Below are 20984 nucleotides of genomic sequence, written 5' to 3'. Positions count from 1 at the left end.
CGGCTTACTCCCCCGCCTTGCTGGCGGCAGCCGCCGGCTTCAGTACCGGGCGGTTCTGCCGGTCCACCGCGGTCACCGACTGGCCTGCGCGCAGCAGGTGTCCACCGGCAGCAACCACCCAGTCACTTGCCGTGATGCCGCTCAACACCGGCACCGTATCGCTGCCGTAAGCCCCTGCGGTTACCGGCACTGCCTTCAGACGCGAGGTGGACCGATCCACCACCCACACGCTGGCGCGGTCATCGGCACCGCGCTGCAGGGCGGCCAGCGGCAGCTGCAGTGCCTGCTTGCCGTTGCCTCCCACCTGACCGTGCACGCGCGCGCTCTGGCCCAGGCTGACATCGGCCAGCGCGTCGGCGGCCAGGCTGACCCGCGCGGCGAAGGTCCGCGATTGCGGATCGGCGGCGGCGGCGACCTCACGGATCGTCCCCGGCAGCATCGCCCCACTGCGGCTCCACGGCTCCACCTGCACTGCCGTACCGACCGGGAAATCGCGCAGCATCGCCTCGGGCAGATCGATCCGCACCTCGCGGCCATCGTCGGCGGCCAGCGTGAACAACGTCTGCCCGGCCGCCACCACCTGCCCGGCTTCGGCATCGGGCTCGCGGCTGGCAATCACCCCGTCGGCGGGCGCGCGCAGCTGCGCATAGCCGGCCTGGTTGCCCAGCACGTTGGCATTGGCACGCGCAGCGTCCACCTGGCCCTGCGCCGCTTTGAACGCGGCAGCCTGCTCGTCCAGGGCCGAGCGGCTGATCAACTGCTGGGCCGCCAGCGCTTCATAGCGTTTGTGGTCGTCACGGGCGCGGACCAGTTCGGCCTGCGCGGCTGCCAGCTGCGCCTGCGACGCGCGTGCCTGCAGGGCGAAGTCGGCCGGGTCCAGCTCGGCCAGCAACTGTCCCTTGACCACCCGCTGGCCGGCGTCCACGTCCCGCCGCAGCAGCTTGCCGCCAACCCGGAAGGACAGCGCGCTTTCCTGCCGCGCGCGGACTTCGCCGGGGAACACCGTGGCGCCCTCACCGGCCGCAACCAGCGGGTGCACCACCAGCACCGGCACGGCGGCGACGGGGGGTTCCGGCTTGTCGGAGCAGGCAGCCAGCGCGGCCACTCCCAGTGCAATTCCCATCCAGCGCACGCTCTTCATCGGTGTTCGTCCTGATTACGCATTCGAGTGGTGGCAGCTGCGCGGAGGCGCGGCGCCGGGCGGTTTAGTGAACCCGGCGGTATAGTATAAATATCGAACCGCTTGGTCTACTATTACGCCGATGATGTGTCCCTTCTCCCGCAAGAATGCGCCCAGACCTGCCAGCAAGACGGCAGGCCCGGGTCGCCCCAAGGACCTTGGCAAGCGTGCCGCCATCCTGGAAGCGGCCAAGGCGCTGTTCGTGGAGCAGGGGTACACCGGCGTCAGCATGGACGCCATCGCCGCCCAGGCCGGTGTTTCCAAGCTCACCGTGTACAGCCATTTCGGTGACAAGGAATCGTTGTTCGGCGAGGCGGTCACCTCCAAGTGCGTGGAAATGCTGCCCGATACCCTGTTCGTCGCCGATGCCGAAGGGCCCCTGCGCGACCAGCTGCTGGGCATCGGCGCGGCCTTTTTCGAGCTGGTCACCTCCGATGCGGCGGTGTCGGTGCAGCGGGTGATGATGGCGCCGGAGACCGATGACCGCCTGCGCGAAATGTTCTGGCAGGCCGGGCCCCGGCGCACCACCGAAGCGTTGGCCGAGTTCCTGCGCGCCCGGACGGCGCGCGGCGAGCTGGATATCCAGGACTTCCCCACTGCCGCTTTGCAGCTGATGACCCTGGTCAAGGGCGAACTGCATACACATATGATGTGCGGCCTGCAGCCCCCGCTGGCGCCCGCTGATGCCGGCCGGCACGTAGCGGCCAGCGTGGATTTCTTCCTGCGCGCGTATGTCCCCCGCCCGGCCCAGGCGGGCCCGGGTGGTGACTGACACCCACAACCTGAACAAGCCGGAGGTCGCGATGACTTCCGGCACTGCGACCCCGGCCGCCCTGAATACATGCTCCGGGTGCGCCGACGGCCTCCGGCACCGGTAAAATGGCCGGCCCACTGCGCTGGATTGGAACCTCATGACGATTGACTACGCACACGCCCGTGAACTGATGGTGGAACAGCAGATCCGTCCCTGGGACGTGCTGGACATCAAGGTGCTCGACGTCCTGGCGCGCCTGCCGCGCGAGGCCTTCGTGGCAGAAAGCCATCGCGCACTGGCCTATGCGGACATCGAGCTGCCGCTCGGCGGCGGGCAGAAGATGATGAAGCCGGTCGTCGAAGGCCGCACCCTGCAGGCGCTGGATCTGCAGCCGGGTGACGAAGTGCTGGAAATCGGCACCGGCAGCGGTTACCTGTCGGCCTGCCTCGGCGCGCTGTCGCGCGAAGTGCTCAGCCTGGAAATCGATCCGGAGCTGGCCGCCACCGCGCGTGCACGCCTGGACAGCACCGGCCTGGGCACCAACGTGCGCGTGGACGTAGCCGATGCCCTGGCCTGGCAGACTGACCGCCGTTTCGATGTGATCTGTGTCACTGGCGCCGTCGACCGCGTGCCGTCACAGTTCGCCACATGGCTGCGTCCGGGTGGTCGCCTGTACATCATCCACGGCCGTTCGCCGGCGATGGAAGCGATCCTGGTCAAGGCCGATGGCAGCACCGAATCGCTGTTCGAAACCGATATCGATTACCTGCGCGGTGCCGCGCCGGCCCCCCAGTTCCACCTCTGAGTCCAAGGAAGCCGCAATGATCCGCCGAACCCTCGCTATTGCGCTGGCCACCGTCCTGCTGCCGCTGTCCGCCCATGCCGCCGACCTGCTGCAGGTCTATGAAATGGCCCGCAATGGCGACCCGCAGCTGTCCGCTGCCGAATCCACCCGGCTGTTCGACAAGGAAGGCGCCGTGCAGGCACGCGCCGCCCTGCTGCCGCAGATCAACGGCGCCGCCACGTTGAACCGCACGCGCACCGAAGACCGGGGCAACAACACCGGTACCTTCGAAAGTCGCCGCCGCACCTACACCATCGATGGCAGCCAGACGCTGTTCAACTGGAGCCAGTTCAGCACCCTGCGCGCCCAGCGCGAACTGAGCCGTGCGGCTGATTTCAACCTCGATTCGGCCAACGACGACCTGATCGTGCGGACCTCGGCGGCCTACTTCAACGTGCTGGTGGCGATCGAATCACTGAACGCGGCCAAGACCAACGAAGAAGCAGCCAGGAAGCAGTTCGACTTCGCCGACAAGCGACTGGAAGTGGGCCTGGCGCCGATCACCGACGTGCATGAAGCGCGCGCCCAGTACGACCAGGCCCGTGCCAACACCATCGTTTCGCAGAACACCCTCGCCGATGCCTACCAGGCACTGACCGAACTGACCGGCCAGCCGGTGACCAACCTGCGCGGCCTGCCGGAAGACTTCCGTCCGGAAGTGCCGGCCAACCGCGGCAACGTCGACCAGCTGGTGCAGAGTGCGGTCTCGCAGAATCCGGCGCTGAAGGCGCAGGAACTGCAGGTCAGTGCATCCGAAGCCAGCGTGCAGGCCGCACGTGCCGGCCACCTGCCCACGCTTGCCCTGGGCGCCAGCGTGGGCCAGGGCGCGACCTGGGGTGACAGCACCGGTGCGGGCGCGCTGAGCCCGGATACGCGCACCAACAGCGTCGGCCTGACCTTGAGCGTGCCGATCTTCGCCGGCGGCGCCACCCAGTCCGCGGTCCGCCAGGCACTGGCCCAGCGTGACATCGCGCAGGATGGCTACGAGCAGCAGAAGCGTGCACTGGACCGCAACACCCGCAACGCCTACCAGACGCTGGTGGCGGGCATCAGTGAAGTGGAAGCCCGCCGCCTGGCGGTGGTCTCCGCGCAGAGCGCCTACGATGCATCGCAGGTCGGCCTGGAAGTGGGTACCCGCACCGTGCTGGACGTGATCCAGAACCAGCGGATCCTGTTCTCGGCACAGCTGGATTACGCCAATGCGCGTTACACCTTCCTGCAGAACCGCCTGCTGCTGAGCCAGGCCGTCGGCGCGCTGGACATCGCCGAACTGCAGGAAATCAACCGCCTGCTGACCGTCGACGCCGGCAACCCGAGCACCACGGTCAACAACTGACCCCAGGCCGGTGTGAACAATAAAAGCCACCCGCATGCGGGTGGCTTTTTGGGTAGTGACGGCCGCTGGCCGTCAATCGGTTGGGCGGCCTGGTGGGTGAGGACCGCTGGTCGTCACATGCAACCGGCCAACGCGCTCACCATCCCATGTTCACCGCTACCCGCGGCACGAACACCTCGCTGCTGTTGCGGCCGGCCAGCGACACCTGCGCACCGGCGACGAGCGCGACATGGTCGTTCCAGTGGTACTGGATCGCCGGAACGATCGAGAACCGCCAACTGGCCGGATCGCGTCGGTACATCTCCTCGCTCCCCGTCGCCTTCGCCACCCTGCCGTGCACGCTGCCGGCGCTTTCACGCTCATGCAGCAGCTCGCCGGCCAGCACCCAGGTGGGCGACAGGCTGTACTCCGCCGCCAGCAGGCTGGTCACTGCTGCTCCCAGCCTCACCCTGCCATCGAAGCCCACCGGCGTGCCGAACGCGCTCTGGCCCCGCACGCCGGCATTGGCGCCCGGCGTGCGCCACAGCGTACTGGCGCGCATCCGCAGGTGCCCGTCAAGGAAGTAGGCCTGGCCGTGCAGGCCGAAGCTGGTGGCGCCCACGCCGGTTCCGCTGGCGACCGAGATCGGCCGCTCTTCCAGCCGGTCGTGATGCCCGGTGGCGATGCTCTGGCGGACGGCCAGGGTCAGCGTCGGCCGATGCACGCCCTGCCCCTTGTACAGCCCGAACAGCGCGGACAACGTGGTGTCACCGATATCGAAGGCACGCTCGTTGGCGTCGTCCCGGTTGTAGGACGCGTTCAAGCTGGCCGCGATGGTCACGCGCTCATGCAAGCCGTACTGGACAGGCACGGCCAGATACCACCCGTCCGGTCCACCGGCGTCGCGACGGTTGCCTTTTTCGTCATACAGGCCGCGCAGCTGGCTGTTGATCAGGTAGGGCTCGATGTTGAGCATGCCCACCGGCAGTGGCGGTGCGGGGCTGAGCAGCGGGCCGGCAAAGCGCGGCCCCTCGGCGGCGGCGTGGCCGGGCAGCGTGGATGCCAGCAGCATAACGACCACGGTCCCTGCGGAACGGCGGTTGACGCGATCGGACATGATGTTCTCTCTCCTCGACACAGGCATCTGCCTGCCCTGATGACGCTAGGCGGACTTCCGCCACGGGGACATGCGGAAAGTTGGGGAGATGAAAATTTGAAAGCTATCGAATGTTCTCAATAGAAACAGGCGGCCTATTGAAAGCAGCGCGCGCAGCGCTAAACGTCGCCTGATCAATGTCGCATCCACCTCGTCTTGAAGCGAGAACAGCACGCCCCTCCGAGGCAGAAGCGTGCTGGCACGCACGAAACGAAGCGCATGCACCGCATCCTGCTTGACGCACCGGATCGAGGCCCACACCATGCGCCCACTTCATCGCCCCGGGGGCCCCTGCTTGGACAGTCACAGTAGATCCTGCGCTTACTGAGCGGACCGGACACTGCCAGGCAGGTCGCGTCCGCCAGGATGGGGCCCGGTGCCGCCCGCCGTGGGCGGCCTGAACTTCGAACATCGCACTGTTTACCTTCGGCCCAAGTGGGAGCCGCTGGCGTATCCGTCTGCCGGAGAACGACCATGCGCTTCACCTTCCTTCGCCTTGCCCCGCTGTGGGCGACCCTCTCTGCCAGCGGCCCGCTGCATGCCGCCGCGAGCCTGCTGGTGGACGATGCCGGCACCACCCCGGAAGGGACCTGCCAGCTGGAAACGTGGACGCGCCAGCATGCCAGCCATCGGGAACTGACCGCCGTGCCGGCGTGCACGTTGTCCGGCACCGAACTGTCGCTGGGGCTGAGCCATCTGCGTGGCGAAGGGGCCATGCCCTGGGCACTGGGTGCCAAACGCGCAGTGCGTCACTGGCACGACGAACGCCTGCAGATGGCCGCATCCATCGAAACCGCGGGCGATGTCCGGCAGGGCGGCGCACGCAGCTGGTCACTGAATCTTCCACTGAGTGTTGCACTGGACCGGCAGGCCCTGACCGCCGCGCATTTCAACGCCGGATGGAGCCGATCACGCCACGAACGCGGCATCACCTTGGGCGCCGGGGTCGATATCCGGATCGCCCCGACGTGGTCGCTGCTGGCCGAACAGGCACGCGACCCGGCCCGCCATCTCAGCAGCCAGCTGGGCATCCGCCGTGACCTGCCCGGCGGGGCATCGCTGGATCTGCTGGCCGGCCGCCTGCATGGCCGAACCGGCACGTCGTGGATCACCGTCGGCCTGAACCTGCCGCTGTCGCGCTGAGCGTCTCCCCGACGCGCGTCGCCCCCCGCATTCCCCCTTCCTTCAACCAGAAAAAAAGGAATCATCACGATGAACCGTGAAGAGCTGATGTTCGCCGTGCGCCGCTTTGCCCATGCACCCGACCGCGAAGGCTTCGCGACGCTGGTCCGTGCATCGCATCCCTCCGACCTCGCCGAAGCTTTGCTGTGCACCTCCGCGCAGTCACTGTCAGCGCTGTTGCTGCTGCTCGATCCGCAGCAGCGGGCCGACCTGTTCGCCCATCTGGCCTTCTCCCAGCAGGATGAACTGATCGCCCTGCTGCCCCGGCAGACCGTCTTCGATCTGGTCGAGCGGATGCCCGCCGATGATCGGGCGGATCTGTTCAATCGTCTCGACGCGCTGTCCCGACCGGACCTGCTGGCCGGGCTGGATGGCGTGGAGCGCGAGGACATCCTCACGCTTTCCGCCTATCCCGAGCAGTCGATCGGCTCGGTCACCACCTCCGATTTCGTCGCAGTCAACAGCGCCCAGACCGTCACACAGGCGCTTGCGCATATCCGCACCCTCGCCCCCAGCAGCGAGACGATCTACTCCCTTTACGTCCTGGACGACCAGCGTCGACTGCAGGGGACCGTGTCGTTGCGCGACCTGGTGGTCGCCGCCGGTGATGCGACGGTGGCCAGCCTGGTGCGGCCGGACCCGGTCTTCGTCCAGGCCGCGTGGCCGCGCGCGCAGGCCGCCGAGCTGATCCGCCGCTATGACCTGCTGGCTGTGCCGGTGCTGGATGCCAGCCAGGCCATGATCGGCATCGTCACCGTCGACGATGCGATGGACATCGACAAACAGCAGGATGCCAACCAGCTGGCGCGCTTCGGCGGCACGGCGGTGGCGGGCGGCACGGACCTGGACATGATGGCCACCCCGCTGCGGCGGATGTTCAGCGTCCGCGTGTTCTGGCTGGCGGTGCTCACCTTCTTCGGCATCATCACCAGTACCTTCGTCGCCGCGCAGGAAGAACTGCTCAGCCAGGCGATCGTGCTTGCCGCGTTCATCGCACCGATCGTGGACATGGGGGGCAACACCGGCAGCCAGTCAGCCACGCTGGTCATCCGCAGCATGGCGCTGGGCGAACTGGGACTCAGCTGGCGGCATGTCCTGTTCGTCATCAAGCGCGAGCTGCCGGTGGCGGCGATGCTGGGCATCACCATCGCGCTGCTGGAAGCGGTGCTGGCCTGGTTCAGCAAAGGCGTGGGTGTCGACGTGCTGCTGGTGGTCGGCCTGAGCATGCTGGTGTGCACTGCACTGGGCGGCGTCATCGGCGCGCTGCTGCCGTTCCTTGCGCGTCGCATGGGCACTGACCCGGCCACCCTGTCATCGCCCCTGATCACTTCGGTGATGGACCTGGTTGGCGTGTTCGTCTACTTCGGCTTCGCCTGGGCCCTGCTGGGAGACCAGCTGGTCGGCACGGGCGCCTGAGGCAAGCACGATGCGGGCGGGGCGCAGCGCATCCCCACGATGCGCTGCACTCCACCTGACGTTTCAGAATCCCATGTTGATCGCGATCTGTGGCGCAACCAGCGCGGTCGCATTGCGCCCCATCACGCCCACCTGCAGTCCACCGATCAACCCGACCCGGTCACTGAGGTGATACTGCACGGCGGGCAGCACGGACAGCCGCCACATCGAGGGCCGTTGTCGGCGCTCGGCGCTGCCATGCCCTTGGTCGCCGCGCAGCGTCGAGCCGCCGTCCTGTTCGTAAAGCACTTCGCCCACCAGCGTCCAACGTGGGGCCACGCTGAACTCCGCCGATGCCGTGGCCCCGGATCCGTGACCCAGCCGGATGCGCCCATCGAATCCGGTGTCGGTGCCGTACACGCTGCGCCCGCGCAGGCGTGCGCGTGCCCCGGGCAGGGTCCAGTCGACGCTGGCCCGTGCGCGCAGCCGTCCCTCGAGCAGGTAGGCCTGGCCATGCAGCACCATCGTGGTGGAGGCCGCGCCGGTGCCACTACCGGGCACGTCGCGCCGCTCCAGCCGATCGTGGCGGCCGGTGGGAAGCCGCTGCCGCGCGGTCAGCGCAAGGCGCGCCCGGTGCGCCCCGCCGGCATCGATCAGCCCGAACGATGCCGCCACGGTGGTGTCGCCGGTGGCAAGCGCGCGGCTGCCGCCGGCCAGCCTGTTGTACTGCCCGCGCAATGTCCCGCCGACACTGAACCGGTCGGTCACCCCGTACTTGATCGGGATGGAGGTGCTCCACTGCATCGGCGCCGGGCTGCGCAGGCGATGGCCATCGCCATCGAAACGGGCCGCCGAGCGGCTGGAGACGACATAGGGTTCGATGTTGAGAGCACCCTTCGGCAACGGGGGCCCCGGCGTCGCCAGCGGACCGATGAAATGCGGTACATCCTGCACGCCGGCCGCCTGCGCGCAGGCAGCCATCGACGATAGCAGGGCAATGGCCCGGCGCACCCCACGGCGGCGGCGTGGCAGGCAAAGACGAAGCACCATGGCGTTCTCCACGAAAAGCAGGCAGATGCCTGTTCGTGGACGCTAGGACGCCGCTGCAGGGCGCCCTATCGGGCAAATCTGAAAAGAAGCCGTCGCGGCCGATGCGTCGCCGCGACGGCCGCGATCACGTCAGCAGTCGGCGGAAGCAGCGCTGGAGAGCGGCGGCGGCAACTGCGGTTCCACCAGGGCGATCGTGCGCTTCAAGGCACCTCTGCCATTGCTGACCAGCGCGCAGCCTGCGCGTGCCATGTCTTCACGCGCCTGCGCATCGGACAGCAGGTGCTGCAGGTGTTCGCCCACCGACTGCACGTCCTGTCCTATCAGCAGCGCATCGGCTTCGAGCATGCGCCGCGAGATTTCGGCGAAATTATGCAGGTGCGGACCGGTGACGGCCGCGGTCCCCATCGCCGCAGGCTCCAACAGGTTGTGGCCGCCTATGGCCTGCAGGCTGCCGCCCACGAACGCAACCTGGGCACACGCATAGAACGACATCAGCTCACCCAGGGTATCGATCACGAACACATCGCTGTCGGCCTGCGGCCACTGCTGCACGCGACGCGTGGCCACCTGCCAGCCCTGTTCGCGGGCGAGCGCATCGACCCGGGCGAAGCGTTCCGGATGGCGCGGTGCCCACAGCAGCAACAGCTGCGGATGCTGCACGCGCAGGCGCCGGTGCAGGTCGATGATCGCCTGCTCTTCGCCCTCGTGCGTGCTGGCGGCGATCCACACCGGTCGCTTCGGCGGCACGCTGCGATGGAACTGCTCGACGAAAGCCTGCACGTTGGGCGCGGCGATGTCGAACTTCAGGTTGCCCAGGGCCTGCACCTGCGCCGGATCGGCACCCAGCTGGACGAAGCGCGCGGCATCGTCATCGGACTGCGCTGCTACCAAGGTGACGGTGCGCAGTGCACGCCGGATCAGCGCGGCCAGCAAGCGGTAGCCGCGCAGCGAGCGCGCCGACAGCCGGGCATTGAGGATATACACCGGGATCGCGCGGCTGCGGCAACCGAACAGCATGTTCGGCCACAGCTCGGTCTCCAGGATCAAGGCCAGGCTGGGCTGGAAATGGTTGAGGAAACGCCCGACGCTGCCGGGCACGTCGTACGGTAGATAGACGTGGTCCACGGCATCGCCCCAGATCGCGCGCACGCGCTCCGAGCCGGTCGGGGTGATGGTGGTGACCACCCAGCGGATGTCCGGTCGCAGCGCACGCAGTGCATTGACCAGCGGGGCAGCGGCGTTCACCTCTCCGACCGATACCGCGTGCAGCCAGACACGTGGCTGGCAGCTCGAATCCGGGTAGGAAGCGTAGCGCTCGTCCCAGCGCTGGAAGTACTCCCGCACCCGGAAACCGCGCCAGACCAGGTGGTACACCGTGATGGGCAGCAGCAGGTAGAGCACGGCCGAATAGAGGCCGCGCAGGATCCATTCGACGGGGTCTTTGCGCATGCGGGAAGGATACGGGAGGGCCCGGTGAAAGACACGCGGCCCGCCCATGGGGCCTTGGTAGAATGGGGGCATGTCCGATGCCACCACCGCCCCCCGTCCTTCGCTGCGCGATCCGCGCAACTGGCCCATGTTCGCCGTGATGCTCGGCGCCTTCGCCATCGCCCGGCTGCCGTGGATGCTGCAGCGCGCGCTGGGGCGCGGCGTCGGCTGGGTCAGCTGGCGGCTGGCGGGCAGCCGACGCAAGGCGGCGGAGGTCAACCTCAAGCTGTGTTTCCCGGAGAAGGATGATGCATGGCGCCAACGCCTGCTGCGCGACAGCTTCGATGCACTCGGCGTGGGCATTTTCGAGTTCGCCCGCGCCTGGTGGGGAAGCATCGCCACCATCCGCCCGCGCGTGCACGTGGAAGGCGTGGAGCACCTCCACAAACTGAAGGCCGAAGGTCGTGGCGTGCTGCTGGTTTCAGGCCATTTCATGACCCTGGAGATGTGCGGGCGCCTGCTGTGCGACCACGTCGAGCTGGCCGGCATGTACCGCAAGCACCGCAATCCAGTTTACGAATGGGCAGTGAAGTTCGGCCGGCTGCGCTATGCCACGGCGATGTTCGCCAACGAAGACATCCGCGCCAGCGTGCGGCACCTGAAGAAAGGCGGGTTCCTGTGGTATGCGCCGGACCAGGACATGCGCGGCAAGGACACCGTGTTCGTGCCCTTCTTCGGACACACCGCCGCCACCATCACCGCCACCCACCAGCTGGCCCGCATGACCGGCTGCGCGGTCGTGCCGTACTTCCATCGCCGCGAAGGCGGCGACTACTACCTGAAGGTCGGCGCACCGCTGGACAACTTCCCGACCCAGGACGTGGAAGCCGATACCGCGCGGGTCAACCAGGCCATCGAACAGATGGTGCGCGAGGCCCCGGACCAGTACCTCTGGATCCACCGCCGCTTCAAGCGCCAACCCGGCGGCCGCAGTTCCTATTACGAGTAGAAACAATCCGCGTCCTGCTTCGGGTAGCGCCGACCCATGGTCGGCGGATGGCGCAAAAACGCGACCCGAGGCTTTCCGCCGACCATGGGTCGGCGTTACCGACAGCCGACATGCGCTGAGCATGTGGAGCGGGTCTAGCCGCTGGAACCCGGCTCGTCACGCGCCAGCAGGCTGCCCGCGAACAACGCCGCCAGCAGTACCGTGACCCCACCCCAGAACGTGGAATGGAACGCCAGGTGGGTATTCAACGGAAACACCGTGACCGCCAGTGCCAGCATCGCCGGCCGCGCCCGCTCACGTGCCGAGGGCGGCGCAAACCGCCATGCCCGCCACGCCTGCGCGGCCGCCGCCAGCCACAACAGCAGGCCGATCACCCCGGTTTCGGCGAGGATTTCCAGCACGATCTGATGGGCGTGCAGCGCCGGTCCCGCACCCCAGACACCGGTGCTTCCGGCCGCCGGATCGCAGCCTGGATAGGCATCGCGGAAGCCACGCGCGCCCACGCCATTGATCGGATGCGCCTGGATCATGCAGCCCGCCGCAGACCATATCCGGCCACGGCCGGACAGCGCCTGCTCGATGCCGTCGTCATCGCCTTCCCAGGCCTGCGCGGTGCGGTCCACGCGCTCACGCAGCTGCGGAACGGTGTAGGTCAGCCCCGCTGCCACCATCACCGCGAACGCGGCCAGCAGCAGCAGCCGGCGCCCGCCCATCACGCGCCAGCCGCTGTACGCCGCCACCAGCGCGAACGTCACCCAGGACGCACGCGAGCCGGCCAACAGCAGCACCACGCCCACGGCAAGGGTGGCCAGCAGCCAGCCGAAACGGCCGAAACGGGCCGCCACGGGCAGCAGCAGGAAGGCCGACAGGCTGGCCAGCACCTGGCCGAATTTGAGGTTGCACGGTCCCAGCGCGCCGCTCAGGCGGTCGGCAAGGGCGGCCTCTTCCGGGCTGCACAGCGGCCGCTGGCTGGCCAGCTGCTTGAGCTGGTCCAGCGACCAGAACCATGGACTCGTGCCGGTAGTCGCCTGCACCAGGGCATCCAGCGTCCACGCTGCGGTGATCACGGCCAGCCCGCCCAGCGTCAACGCGCGCCGGGCTGGCGTGGCCACCGCAATGGCGACCAGCCACATGAAAGGCAGGTAGCGCAGCCCGGCTGCGGTCTTGGTCCAGGCCGCTGAAGGGTCCACTGCATCCAGCGCGGACAGCGCCTGCGGCAGCCAGTAGCCGAGGAACAGGATGCTGGTCAGCGCCCAGGCGGCCGGGCTGAGCAGGCGCGGCTGGCCCTGCAGGCGGCGGGTGACCATGCGCACCGCCGCATAGATCGCGCCCAGCGCCAGCACCCCTTCGGCGATGCCGGGCAACGGCCACAGCGCGACGAACGCCAGCACCACCCACGGCGCCCAGCGGCCGGCGCGATCATCGATCACGGCGGGCAGCGGGTCAGCCGGCAAGGTCGGCATACAGGCGGAGGGTGTCGCGTTGCATGGCCTGCAGGGTAAACGGGATGCGTGCCGGCAGCGACGGGGGCGCCGCCAGCAGGGCCAGCGCGCGTTCACCCAGTGCCTGCATGTCGCCCAGGGCGACGGCGCCGCCGGGCTGCAGCTGGCGCAGCAGTTCGCCCACGCCGCCGTGGCCCCAGCCCAGCACCGGCCGGCCCACGGAAAGGGCCTCCACCACGGTTCGACCAAAGGCTTCGGGCTTGTCGGACAACTGCAGGACCAGGTCGCTGGCGGCGTAGGCCTGGGCGATCTTCGAGGTCGGAGCGCTGATGTGCACGGCATCGCCGACCGCCAGTGCCTGCGCCTGCCGGCGCAGTTCCTGTACGTAGGCCTCGCGCCCGGGTTCGTCCGTGCCCAGCATCCACAGCTGCGCCATCACCCCGGCCGCATGCAGGCGTGCCAGCAGCTGCAGGGCGTGGATGTGGCCTTTCAACCGGGTCCCGCGGCCGGGCAGCAGCAGCACCGGCGCCGTCACTTCCGCCAGCCAGGGGTGGTCCTTTGCCAGCGCCAGCCTGGGGCGTTTGTCGTGGCTGCCGACACGCGGGAACTGCGCGGTGTCCACGCCGCGCGGAATCACCTGCAGGCGCGCGGACGGCACCGTTGGGTAGTGCTGCTGGACGAAGCCGCGCACGGTTTCGGACACGCAGATCACCCGCTCGCCGGTGGTCATGACCGCGCTGTAGCGTCCCGGTGAGTTCAGTCCGTGCACGGTGGTCACCCAGTGCGGGCGCTGCGCGGCAGGCAGCGCGCGTACGGCATGCAGGCCCAGCCAGGCCGGTAGCCGCGAGCGCGCATGCACGATGTCCGCGCCGACCTCGGCGAACAGGCGGCGCAGGGTGGGCATGTGGCGCAGGGTCAGCAGCGATTTACGGCCGATATCCAGGGTGAGATGCTCGGCACCGCTGGCCAGCAACGGCTCGACCAGCCGCCCGCCGGCAGACACCACCAACGCACGGTGGCCGGCCTGGACCAGCGCGGCGGCGATTTCCAGCGTAGAGCGCTCGACACCGCCGGAGTGCAGCGCCGGCAGCAACTGCACCACGGTCAGTCGGCGCATCAGCCCGGCCGCCCGATCAGTCGGCCAGCACGAAGACTGCACCGCAATAGGCGCACTTCGCTTCGCCGTTGGGTTCGTCTTCGATCGGCAGGTACACGCGCGGGTGCGAGTTCCACAGCGCCATCTCCGGCGTCGGGCAGCTCAGCGGCAGGTCGCCGCGGTGCACGGTGTAACGCTTTTCAGCGTTGGCGGGAGCGGTGGCGGTATGGCTCATGGCGGGCATCGTGAATGGGATTGGCAGGCCTGCGATTCTAGCACCCGGCGCGACGCACGTTCGGCGACGCCGGCGGCCCTGGCCGTGGCCGGATGCGAATATTTGGATCGTTCCATATGGCGCGATGCACCAATTTGGATCGAACCAAATGCACTTGTCAGCGCCAACATGCCTGTTGCAGGATGGTCCGCGTTGCTCTGGGAGGAGACCGCAATGCCCCGTAATGCGTCTGACCGTGCGCGCCGCGCGCCGCTGTGCCTCGCGCTGGCTTTAGCCATGCTTCCCGCCGCCCATGCGGCCGCGCTTTCCACCTCGTTCGAGGCCGGTCAAGCGATGCCTGCGGCGTCGGCCAGCGGCGCGCTGAGCCTGCGCGTGGGGGCCGGCCCGGCAGACCCTTACGCGGCCAAGGCCGGCGTGGGCTACAGCGGCCAGCGCGCACTGCAGTACCGCAGCACCGGTGGCACCGCCCGCCAGGTGCTGCTGGCGACCGACCAGCAGATCGACGCCGACACCACCCTGAGCTGGATGGTGCTGCCCGAAATCGTGGGCGGCGATACCGTCGCTTCCACGTATGTTTCGCTGGACCTGCTGCTTGACGACGGCCAGCGCGTGTCGGCCAGCGCCGTGCGTGACCAGCACGGGTTCGCGCTGGGTGCCACCGCCCAGGGCGATTCAAAGACGTTGTATCCGCAGCAGTGGGCGCACAAGACCGTGCGCCTGGGCGATGTGCCCGCGTTGCGCGGCCGCCGCGTGGTGGCGGTGGAGCTGGAAGTGGCCAGCGCAGCGGGCAAGCCGGTGTCCGGCTGGATCGACGATGTGCAGCTCGGTGCAGCGCCTTCGGCGGCCCCGTTGCGGCCCTCCGACCGGGTGCTCACCACGCGGGGCACGCAATCCAACGGGCGCTTCTCGCGCGGCAACAACTACCCCGCCACGGCGGTGCCGCATGGCTTCAATTTCTGGACACCGGTGACCGACGCCGGCGTGCTGAACTGGCTGTACCGCTGGAACGAGCACAACGACGCCGACAACCGCCCGCGCCTGCAGGCGCTGTCGCTCAGCCACCAGCCCAGCCCCTGGATGGGCGACCGGCAGACCTTCCAGGTGATGCCATCGTCCAGCCGCGGCGTGCCCGAAGCGGACCGTGCCAAGCGCGCGCTGGCGTTCTCGCATGACCAGGAAAACGCGCGTCCGCATCGTTACGACGTGCGCTTCGACAACGGCATCGCCGCCTCGATCGCACCGACCGACCACGCCGCGCTGTTCCGCTTTGAATTCCCGGCCACCGGCGATGCCAACCTGCTGTTCGACAATGTCGATGCACGCGGCGGGCTGACCCTGGACGCTGCCAGCCAGACCCTGTCCGGCTACACCGATACCCGCAGCGGCCTGTCCAACGGCGCCACGCGCATGTACGTGGTGGCGAGTTTCGACCGTCCGTGGCGCAGCAGTGGCACGCTGCAGACCGGGCGCCCGACCGGCTACATCAAGTTCGACACAGGCAGCGATCGCAAGGTCAACATGCGCATCGCCACCTCGCTGATTTCGGTGGAGCAGGCGCGCCACAACCTGGCCCTGGAACTGAGCGCCGACGACGACCTGGAACGTGTCGCCGCCCGCGCGCAGGATGCGTGGGATGCGCGACTGGGTGCCTTCGACATCGGCGATGCCAGCGAGGACCAGAAGACCACGCTGTACTCCAACCTCTACCGGCTCTACCTGTTCCCCAATTCCGGCCATGAGAACGTCGGCACCGCACAGGCGCCGGAGTGGCGCTACGCCAGCCAGGCCAGCGCAGCGGAGGACTCCGATGGCAGCGCGGTGCGCAGTTTCGCACCGATCCGCGATGGCAAGGTCTACGTCAACAACGGCTTCTGGGACACCTTCCGCACCACCTGGCCCGCCTATGCGCTGTTCCGCGCCGAGGATGCCGGCACGCTGGTGCAGGGCTTCCTGGAACAGTACAAGGCCGGCGGCTGGGTCGCGCGCTGGTCATCGCCGGGCTACGCCGACCTGATGGTCGGTACCAGTTCGGACGTTGCCTTCGCAGATGCCTGGCTGAAGGGCGTGCGCGGCTTCGAGATCGATACCGCGTATGCCGCGGCGCTGCGCAATGCCACCGTGGTGCCGCCGGATCGGCATGTCGGCCGCAAGGGCATGGAGCGTTCCCTCTTCACCGGCTTTGCCAGCGCCGACGTGCACGAGGGCATGTCGTGGACGATGGAAGGGGCGCTCAACGATTTCGGCATCGCCAACATGGCGACCCGGCTCGCCGGCGACGCCCGCTCGGCGGCTGAGCGCGAGCGTTACGCCACCGAAGCGGACTACTTCGGCCACCGGGCAGCGGCCTACTCCACCATGTTCGATCCGGCCGCCGGTTTCTTCCAGGGTCGCCGCGAAGATGGCAGCTGGCGCGTGGCTGCCAAGGACTACGACGCACGCGTCTGGGGCCATGACTACACCGAATCCAATGGCTGGACGTTCGCCTTCACCGCCGCCCACGATGGCGAAGGGCTGGCGGCGCTGTACGGTGGGCGCGAGGCGCTGGCGGCCAAGCTGGATACGTTCTTCGCCACGCCGGAAACCGCTGATCCCGCTTTTGCCGGTTCCTACGGCGGGCTGATCCATGAAATGACCGAAGCCCGCGATGTGCGCATGGGCATGTACGCCCACAGCAACCAACCTTCGCACCATATCCCGTGGATGTACCTGTACACCGGCCAGCCGTGGAAGACCCAGAAGCATGTGCGCGAGATCCTGGCGCGCCTGTACGTGGGCAGCGAGATCGGCCAGGGCTACCCGGGTGACGAAGACAACGGCGAGACGTCGGCCTGGTATGTCTTCGCTTCGCTGGGGCTGTATCCGCTACGGATGGGCGCACCGGAGTATGCGATCGGCTCGCCGTTGTTCCGGCACGCCAAGGTCACCCTGCAGGACGGCGCGGTGCTGACCGTCAATGCGGCGGACAACTCCCCGGCCAACGTCTACGTGCAGTCGTTGAAGGTCAACGGCAAACCATGGACGAAGACCTGGCTGCCGCATGACATCGTCGCCGCCGGCGCCACGCTGGACTTCCAGATGGGTCCGCAGCCGTCGCGCTGGGGCACCGGCGAAGGCGATGTACTGCCGTCGCTGACCGCACGCGGCCAGCGCCCTGCCCTGCTGCATGACCTGCTGGCCAAGGGCGCGCAGGCGCGGCTGGAAGACGGTCGTGCACTGGACGCGCTGGTCGATGACAACGCCACGACGGCTGCGCCGCTGGGCGCGAAGGCCACGGTGATGTTCAGCGGCATCGCCGATGGTGCGGCGTCGATGTATACCCTGACCAGTGGCGAGAACAGCATCCGTGGAGGAGCCTGGACGCTGGAAGCACGCACTCCCGGCGGTCGCTGGACCACGCTGGATGCACGCACCGCCGAAGACTTCGCCTGGGCCCGGCAGACCCGTCCGTTCCGCATCGCCAAGCCGGGCCGCTATGCCCAGTACCGCCTGCGCATCGGTGCGCCCGGACGGATGCAACTGGCGGAAGTAGAGCTGCTGGCCGCGGGGACGACACCATGAACCGTGCTTCGCTTTGCCTGCTGCCGGGCGCACTGGCTGCGCTGTGCCTGCTCGCTTCCCCTGCCGCGCGTGCCTTCGAAGCGACGCAGCAGCGCGGCAGCGTGACCCTGCGCTACCAGGACGCACACGATGCGCTGCCTGAGGCCATGCGCCAGCGGATCATCGACACGTTCTTCAAGGCCTACCTGCCGCAGCGCGCCGACTTCCATCCGATGGCACCGACGCAGGCCGCGATCGTGATCGATCCGGCATACGACGGCATTGCCTTTGTCGGCGAGAAGGCCACGGCGGCGACGATCACGATCAATCCGGCGTGGCTGTCCAAGCACCCTGGCGATACCGACCTGGTGACCCATGAAGCCATGCACATCGTGCAGGGCTACCCGGAGTACGCCAACGAGCGGGTACCGGGCTGGCTGGTGGAAGGCATCGCCGACTATGCGCGCGACCGCTACGGCGTGGACAACGCCGCCGCCGGCTGGGCGCTGCCGCTGGCGGTGAAGGACGGGCAGAATTTCGACACCGGCTACCGGGTAACCGGCGCATTCCTGAAATGGAGCGAGGCGGCCCATCCGGGCCTGGTGAAGGCACTGGATGACGCGCTGCGCAGCGGTCGTTACACCCCGGCACTGTGGCGGGAGCAGACCGGCCACGCCCTGCCGGCCCTGTGGGCGGCGTACGTAAAAGCACGATAAGAACCCACACGCCCGCACCCCATCCGAAGCAGAGCCCCCTTGTTGTTCAAGGGGGCGCGCCGAAGGCGCGGGGATAAGGTGGAATGCGTGGGCAGCGGAAGTTGAAAAGAAGGCCTCAGGCCTTCTTTTCAGCCTCCAGCTGCTTGCGGATCTGCGCATCCACCGCAGCGATCGCGGTCATGTTCAGGATCCGGCGCGAGGTCGCGCTGCTGGTCAGGATGTGCGCCGGCTTGGCCACGCCCATCAGGATCGGGCCGATCGCCACGCCGTCGGTGAACACGCGCACCAGGTTGTAGGCGATGTTGGCCGCTTCCAGGTTCGGCAGCACGAACAGATTGGCGCGGCCGCTAAGGGTCGAGCCCGGCAGCAGCTTCTGTCGCAGTGCTTCATCCCACGCGGTATCACCCTGCATCTCGCCGTCCACGTTCAAGCGCGGATTACGCTTGAGCAGCATCTCTCGCACCTGGCGCATCTTCAGCGCGTCCTTCGAATCGTGGCTGCCGAAGTTGGAGTGCGACAGCAGTGCCACGTTCGGCTCGATGCCGAACAGCTTCATGCGGTAAGCCGCCTGCAGCGTGGCTTCGGTCAGCTGTTCGGCAGTGGGATCTTCCTGCACGTGGGTGTCCACGAAGAAGAACACGCCCTGCTGGTTGATCACACCGGTCATCGCCGAGGTCGAGGTGACCTTCGATTCCAGCGGCAGCACGCTGCGCACGTAACCGAGCTTCTTGTGGAAGCGGCCGACCACGCCGGTCAGCAGCGCATCGGCTTCACCGCGCGCCACCATCACCGCGGCGATCAGGGTCGGACGCGAGCGCATCAGGTTCTTCGCAGCGGCCACGGTGACGCCACGGCGGCCGGTCAGCGCGTGGTAGTACTGCCAGTATTCGTTGAAGCGCGGGTCATCGTTGATGTTGGTGACCTGGATGTTCTCGCCGATCTTCAGGCGCAGGCCCAAACGTTCGATGCGCGCCTCGATGACGTCCGGGCGGCCGATCAGGATCGGATGCGCCAGGTCCTCGTCGACCACGTTCTGCACCGCCTGCAGCACCACTTCTTCCTCGCCTTCGGCGTACACCACGCGCTGCTTGTCGGTGCGCGCGCGGTCGTACACCGGCTTCATCATCAAGCTGGTGCGGTAAACGAACTCGGAGAGCTTCTGGCGGTAGGCGGCCATGTCGGCGATCGGCCGGGTGGCCACGCCGGAATCCATCGCCGCCTGTGCCACGGCGGCGGACAACTCGACCAGCAGGCGCCGGTCGAAGGGGCGCGGAATCAGGTATTCGCGGCCGAAGCTGGGGGTGTCACCGCCGTAGGCCGAGCCCATGTCGGTGGCTGCACGCCGTGCCAGCGCGGCGATGGCACGCACGCAGGCGATCTTCATGTCTTCGTTGATCGCGGTGGCGCCCACGTCCAGCGCGCCGCGGAACAGGTACGGGAAGCACAGGACGTTGTTGACCTGGTTCGGGTAGTCCGAACGACCGGTGCCGATGATCGCGTCGGTACGGACCGCGCGCACGTCTTCGGGCATGATTTCCGGCGTGGGGTTGGCCAGCGCGAAGATCACCGGATCCGGCGCCATGGTCTTGACCATGTCGGCAGTCAGGATGCCCGGCGCCGACAGACCCAGGAAGATGTCCGCGCCGTCGACGATCTCGGCCAGGGTGCGCTTGTCGGTATCGCGCGCGTAGCGCGCCTTTTCCGGATCCAGGTCGGTGCGGCCGGTGTGGATCACGCCGTCGCGGTCGAAGGCCAGGATGTTTTCCGGCTTCAGGCCCAGCTGCACCAGCATGTTGACGCAGGAGATGCCGGCCGCGCCCATGCCCGTGGTCGCCAGCTTCACTTCTTCGATCTTTTTGCCGGTAATCGCCATGGCGTTCAGCACTGCCGCACCGACGATGATCGCCGTGCCGTGCTGGTCATCATGGAACACCGGGATCTTCATCCGCTCGCGCAGCTTGCGCTCGACGATGAAGCACTCCGGCGCCTTGATGTCTTCCAGGTTGATGCCACCGAAGGTCGGCTCCAGCGAGGCGATGATGTCGACCAGTTTGTCCGGGTCCAGCTCGTCGATTTCGATGTCGAACACATCGATGCCGGCGAACTTCTGGAACAGCACGCCCTTGCCTTCCATCACCGGCTTGCCGGCCAGCGGGCCGATGTTGCCCAGGCCCAGCACCGCGGTGCCATTGGAAATCACCGCCACCAGGTTGCCGCGGGCGGTGAGCTCGCTGGCCTGCTGCGGGTCGGCCATGATCGCTTCACAGGCGTAGGCAACGCCGGGCGAATAGGCCAACGACAGATCACGCTGGGTCAGCATCGGCTTGGTCGCCGTGACCTTGATCTTGCCCGGCGGCGACATGCGGTGGTAATCGAGGGCGGCCTGTTTGAAATCTTCTTTGGACATCGACGTTGGGCACATGAATGGGCAAGGGGGACAGGGGATCATACCCCCGTTGTGCGAGCTGGACCTGTCGCGGGGCTGTCGCGCGCGTGCTGCAGCGCACCAACCCTGCCGGTTCCAGCGTGCTGCCAAGCATCGCGCTGCGCCCCCTACGTGGGTGTGACAACGACTGCCTGGCAGCGCGGAAAAAGCTGCGGGGCCACGTCATTGCTGACGGGCCCCGCATCCTGACGTGGAAGGG

At 67.9% G+C, this 20984-nt stretch carries 16 protein-coding genes; 8 read left to right on the top strand and 8 right to left on the bottom strand.

The features are described 5' to 3' along the window. Window positions 1-4: 4 nt before the first annotated feature. Window positions 5-1141: an efflux RND transporter periplasmic adaptor subunit gene (locus tag ACI2JH_RS16420; protein ID WP_182657556.1), complete on the bottom strand. Its 1137-nt coding sequence runs from the start codon at window positions 1139-1141 to the stop codon at window positions 5-7. A gap of 121 nt (window positions 1142-1262) precedes the next feature. On the opposite strand from ACI2JH_RS16420, the gene ACI2JH_RS16415 reads away from it, so the two are divergent. The 3 genes from ACI2JH_RS16415 to ACI2JH_RS16405 all read left to right on the top strand — a co-directional run bounded on the left by ACI2JH_RS16415 (window position 1263) and on the right by ACI2JH_RS16405 (window position 4114). Beyond that, window positions 1263-1952, top strand: coding sequence for a TetR/AcrR family transcriptional regulator (locus tag ACI2JH_RS16415; protein WP_404736726.1), 690 nt, complete (start codon window positions 1263-1265; stop codon window positions 1950-1952). 139 nt (window positions 1953-2091) lie between these two features. Continuing rightward, a complete protein-coding gene (locus ACI2JH_RS16410) occupies window positions 2092-2739 on the top strand; it encodes a protein-L-isoaspartate O-methyltransferase (RefSeq protein ID WP_101098992.1) in 648 nt (215 codons plus the stop codon). Between the two features lie 16 nt (window positions 2740-2755). Beyond that, window positions 2756-4114, top strand: a complete 1359-nt coding sequence (locus ACI2JH_RS16405; RefSeq protein ID WP_182657558.1) for a TolC family outer membrane protein — start codon at window positions 2756-2758, stop codon at window positions 4112-4114. Window positions 4115-4250: 136 nt separating this feature from the next. Here the strand turns inward: ACI2JH_RS16405 and ACI2JH_RS16400 are convergent, their stop codons facing one another. Then, window positions 4251-5210, bottom strand: coding sequence for a hypothetical protein (locus ACI2JH_RS16400; RefSeq protein WP_404736725.1), 960 nt, complete (start codon window positions 5208-5210; stop codon window positions 4251-4253). A gap of 513 nt (window positions 5211-5723) precedes the next feature. Here ACI2JH_RS16400 and ACI2JH_RS16395 point away from each other — a divergent pair. Together ACI2JH_RS16395 and mgtE are read left to right on the top strand one after the other, a co-directional pair. Then, window positions 5724-6392, top strand: a complete 669-nt coding sequence (locus ACI2JH_RS16395; protein ID WP_404736724.1) for a hypothetical protein — start codon at window positions 5724-5726, stop codon at window positions 6390-6392. 69 nt (window positions 6393-6461) lie between these two features. After that, complete coding sequence (gene mgtE, locus ACI2JH_RS16390) at window positions 6462-7847, top strand: magnesium transporter (RefSeq protein WP_182657561.1); 1386 nt, start codon at window positions 6462-6464, stop codon at window positions 7845-7847. Window positions 7848-7910: 63 nt separating this feature from the next. Here the strand turns inward: mgtE and ACI2JH_RS16385 are convergent, their stop codons facing one another. After that, the gene (locus ACI2JH_RS16385; RefSeq protein ID WP_404736723.1) at window positions 7911-8876 is read right to left on the bottom strand and encodes a hypothetical protein; all 966 of its coding nucleotides are present in this window, start codon (window positions 8874-8876) and stop codon (window positions 7911-7913) included. 129 nt (window positions 8877-9005) lie between these two features. After that, entirely contained in the window at window positions 9006-10325 is a 1320-nt protein-coding gene (gene waaA / locus ACI2JH_RS16380; protein ID WP_182657563.1) for a lipid IV(A) 3-deoxy-D-manno-octulosonic acid transferase, read from the bottom strand. Between the two features lie 70 nt (window positions 10326-10395). Here waaA and ACI2JH_RS16375 point away from each other — a divergent pair, with 70 nt between their 5' ends. Continuing rightward, window positions 10396-11313 carry an LpxL/LpxP family Kdo(2)-lipid IV(A) lauroyl/palmitoleoyl acyltransferase gene (locus tag ACI2JH_RS16375; protein ID WP_182657564.1) on the top strand — a complete coding sequence of 306 codons (918 nt, stop codon included), beginning with the start codon at window positions 10396-10398 and terminating at the stop codon, window positions 11311-11313. Between the two features lie 134 nt (window positions 11314-11447). Here the strand turns inward: ACI2JH_RS16375 and ACI2JH_RS16370 are convergent, their stop codons facing one another. Genes ACI2JH_RS16370 through ACI2JH_RS16360 form a run of 3 tightly spaced genes read right to left on the bottom strand, consistent with a single transcriptional unit; the run spans window position 11448 to window position 14086 of the window. Beyond that, a complete protein-coding gene (locus tag ACI2JH_RS16370) occupies window positions 11448-12776 on the bottom strand; it encodes an O-antigen ligase family protein (RefSeq protein ID WP_404736722.1) in 1329 nt (442 codons plus the stop codon). After that, complete coding sequence (locus ACI2JH_RS16365; protein ID WP_404736721.1) at window positions 12757-13872, bottom strand: glycosyltransferase; 1116 nt, start codon at window positions 13870-13872, stop codon at window positions 12757-12759. Before ACI2JH_RS16365 ends, ACI2JH_RS16370 begins: the two co-directional genes overlap by 20 nt. A gap of 16 nt (window positions 13873-13888) precedes the next feature. Continuing rightward, window positions 13889-14086, bottom strand: a complete 198-nt coding sequence (locus ACI2JH_RS16360; RefSeq protein WP_042614687.1) for a zinc-finger domain-containing protein — start codon at window positions 14084-14086, stop codon at window positions 13889-13891. A 213-nt stretch (window positions 14087-14299) separates the two neighbouring features. Between ACI2JH_RS16360 and ACI2JH_RS16355 the strand changes: the two genes are divergently transcribed. Further along, window positions 14300-17644 (top strand): GH92 family glycosyl hydrolase, encoded by a 3345-nt coding sequence (locus ACI2JH_RS16355; RefSeq protein WP_404736720.1) that lies wholly within the window; start codon window positions 14300-14302, stop codon window positions 17642-17644. Beyond that, entirely contained in the window at window positions 17641-18339 is a 699-nt protein-coding gene (locus tag ACI2JH_RS16350) for a basic secretory protein-like protein (RefSeq protein WP_404736719.1), read from the top strand. The genes ACI2JH_RS16355 and ACI2JH_RS16350 overlap by 4 nt, the downstream gene beginning before the upstream one ends. Before the next feature lie 115 nt (window positions 18340-18454). On the opposite strand, the gene ACI2JH_RS16345 is transcribed toward ACI2JH_RS16350, so the two are convergent. Next, complete coding sequence (locus ACI2JH_RS16345) at window positions 18455-20746, bottom strand: NADP-dependent malic enzyme (protein ID WP_320504829.1); 2292 nt, start codon at window positions 20744-20746, stop codon at window positions 18455-18457. Between the last annotated feature and the right edge of the window lie 238 nt (window positions 20747-20984).

It is taken from the genome of Stenotrophomonas sp. NPDC078853, assembly GCF_044901215.1.
GTDB classification, from domain to species: Bacteria; Pseudomonadota; Gammaproteobacteria; order Xanthomonadales; family Xanthomonadaceae; genus Stenotrophomonas; species Stenotrophomonas lacuserhaii.
The sequence above is the reverse complement of the archived record's forward strand: the minus strand, read 5'-3'. Positions and strand labels throughout refer to the sequence as shown.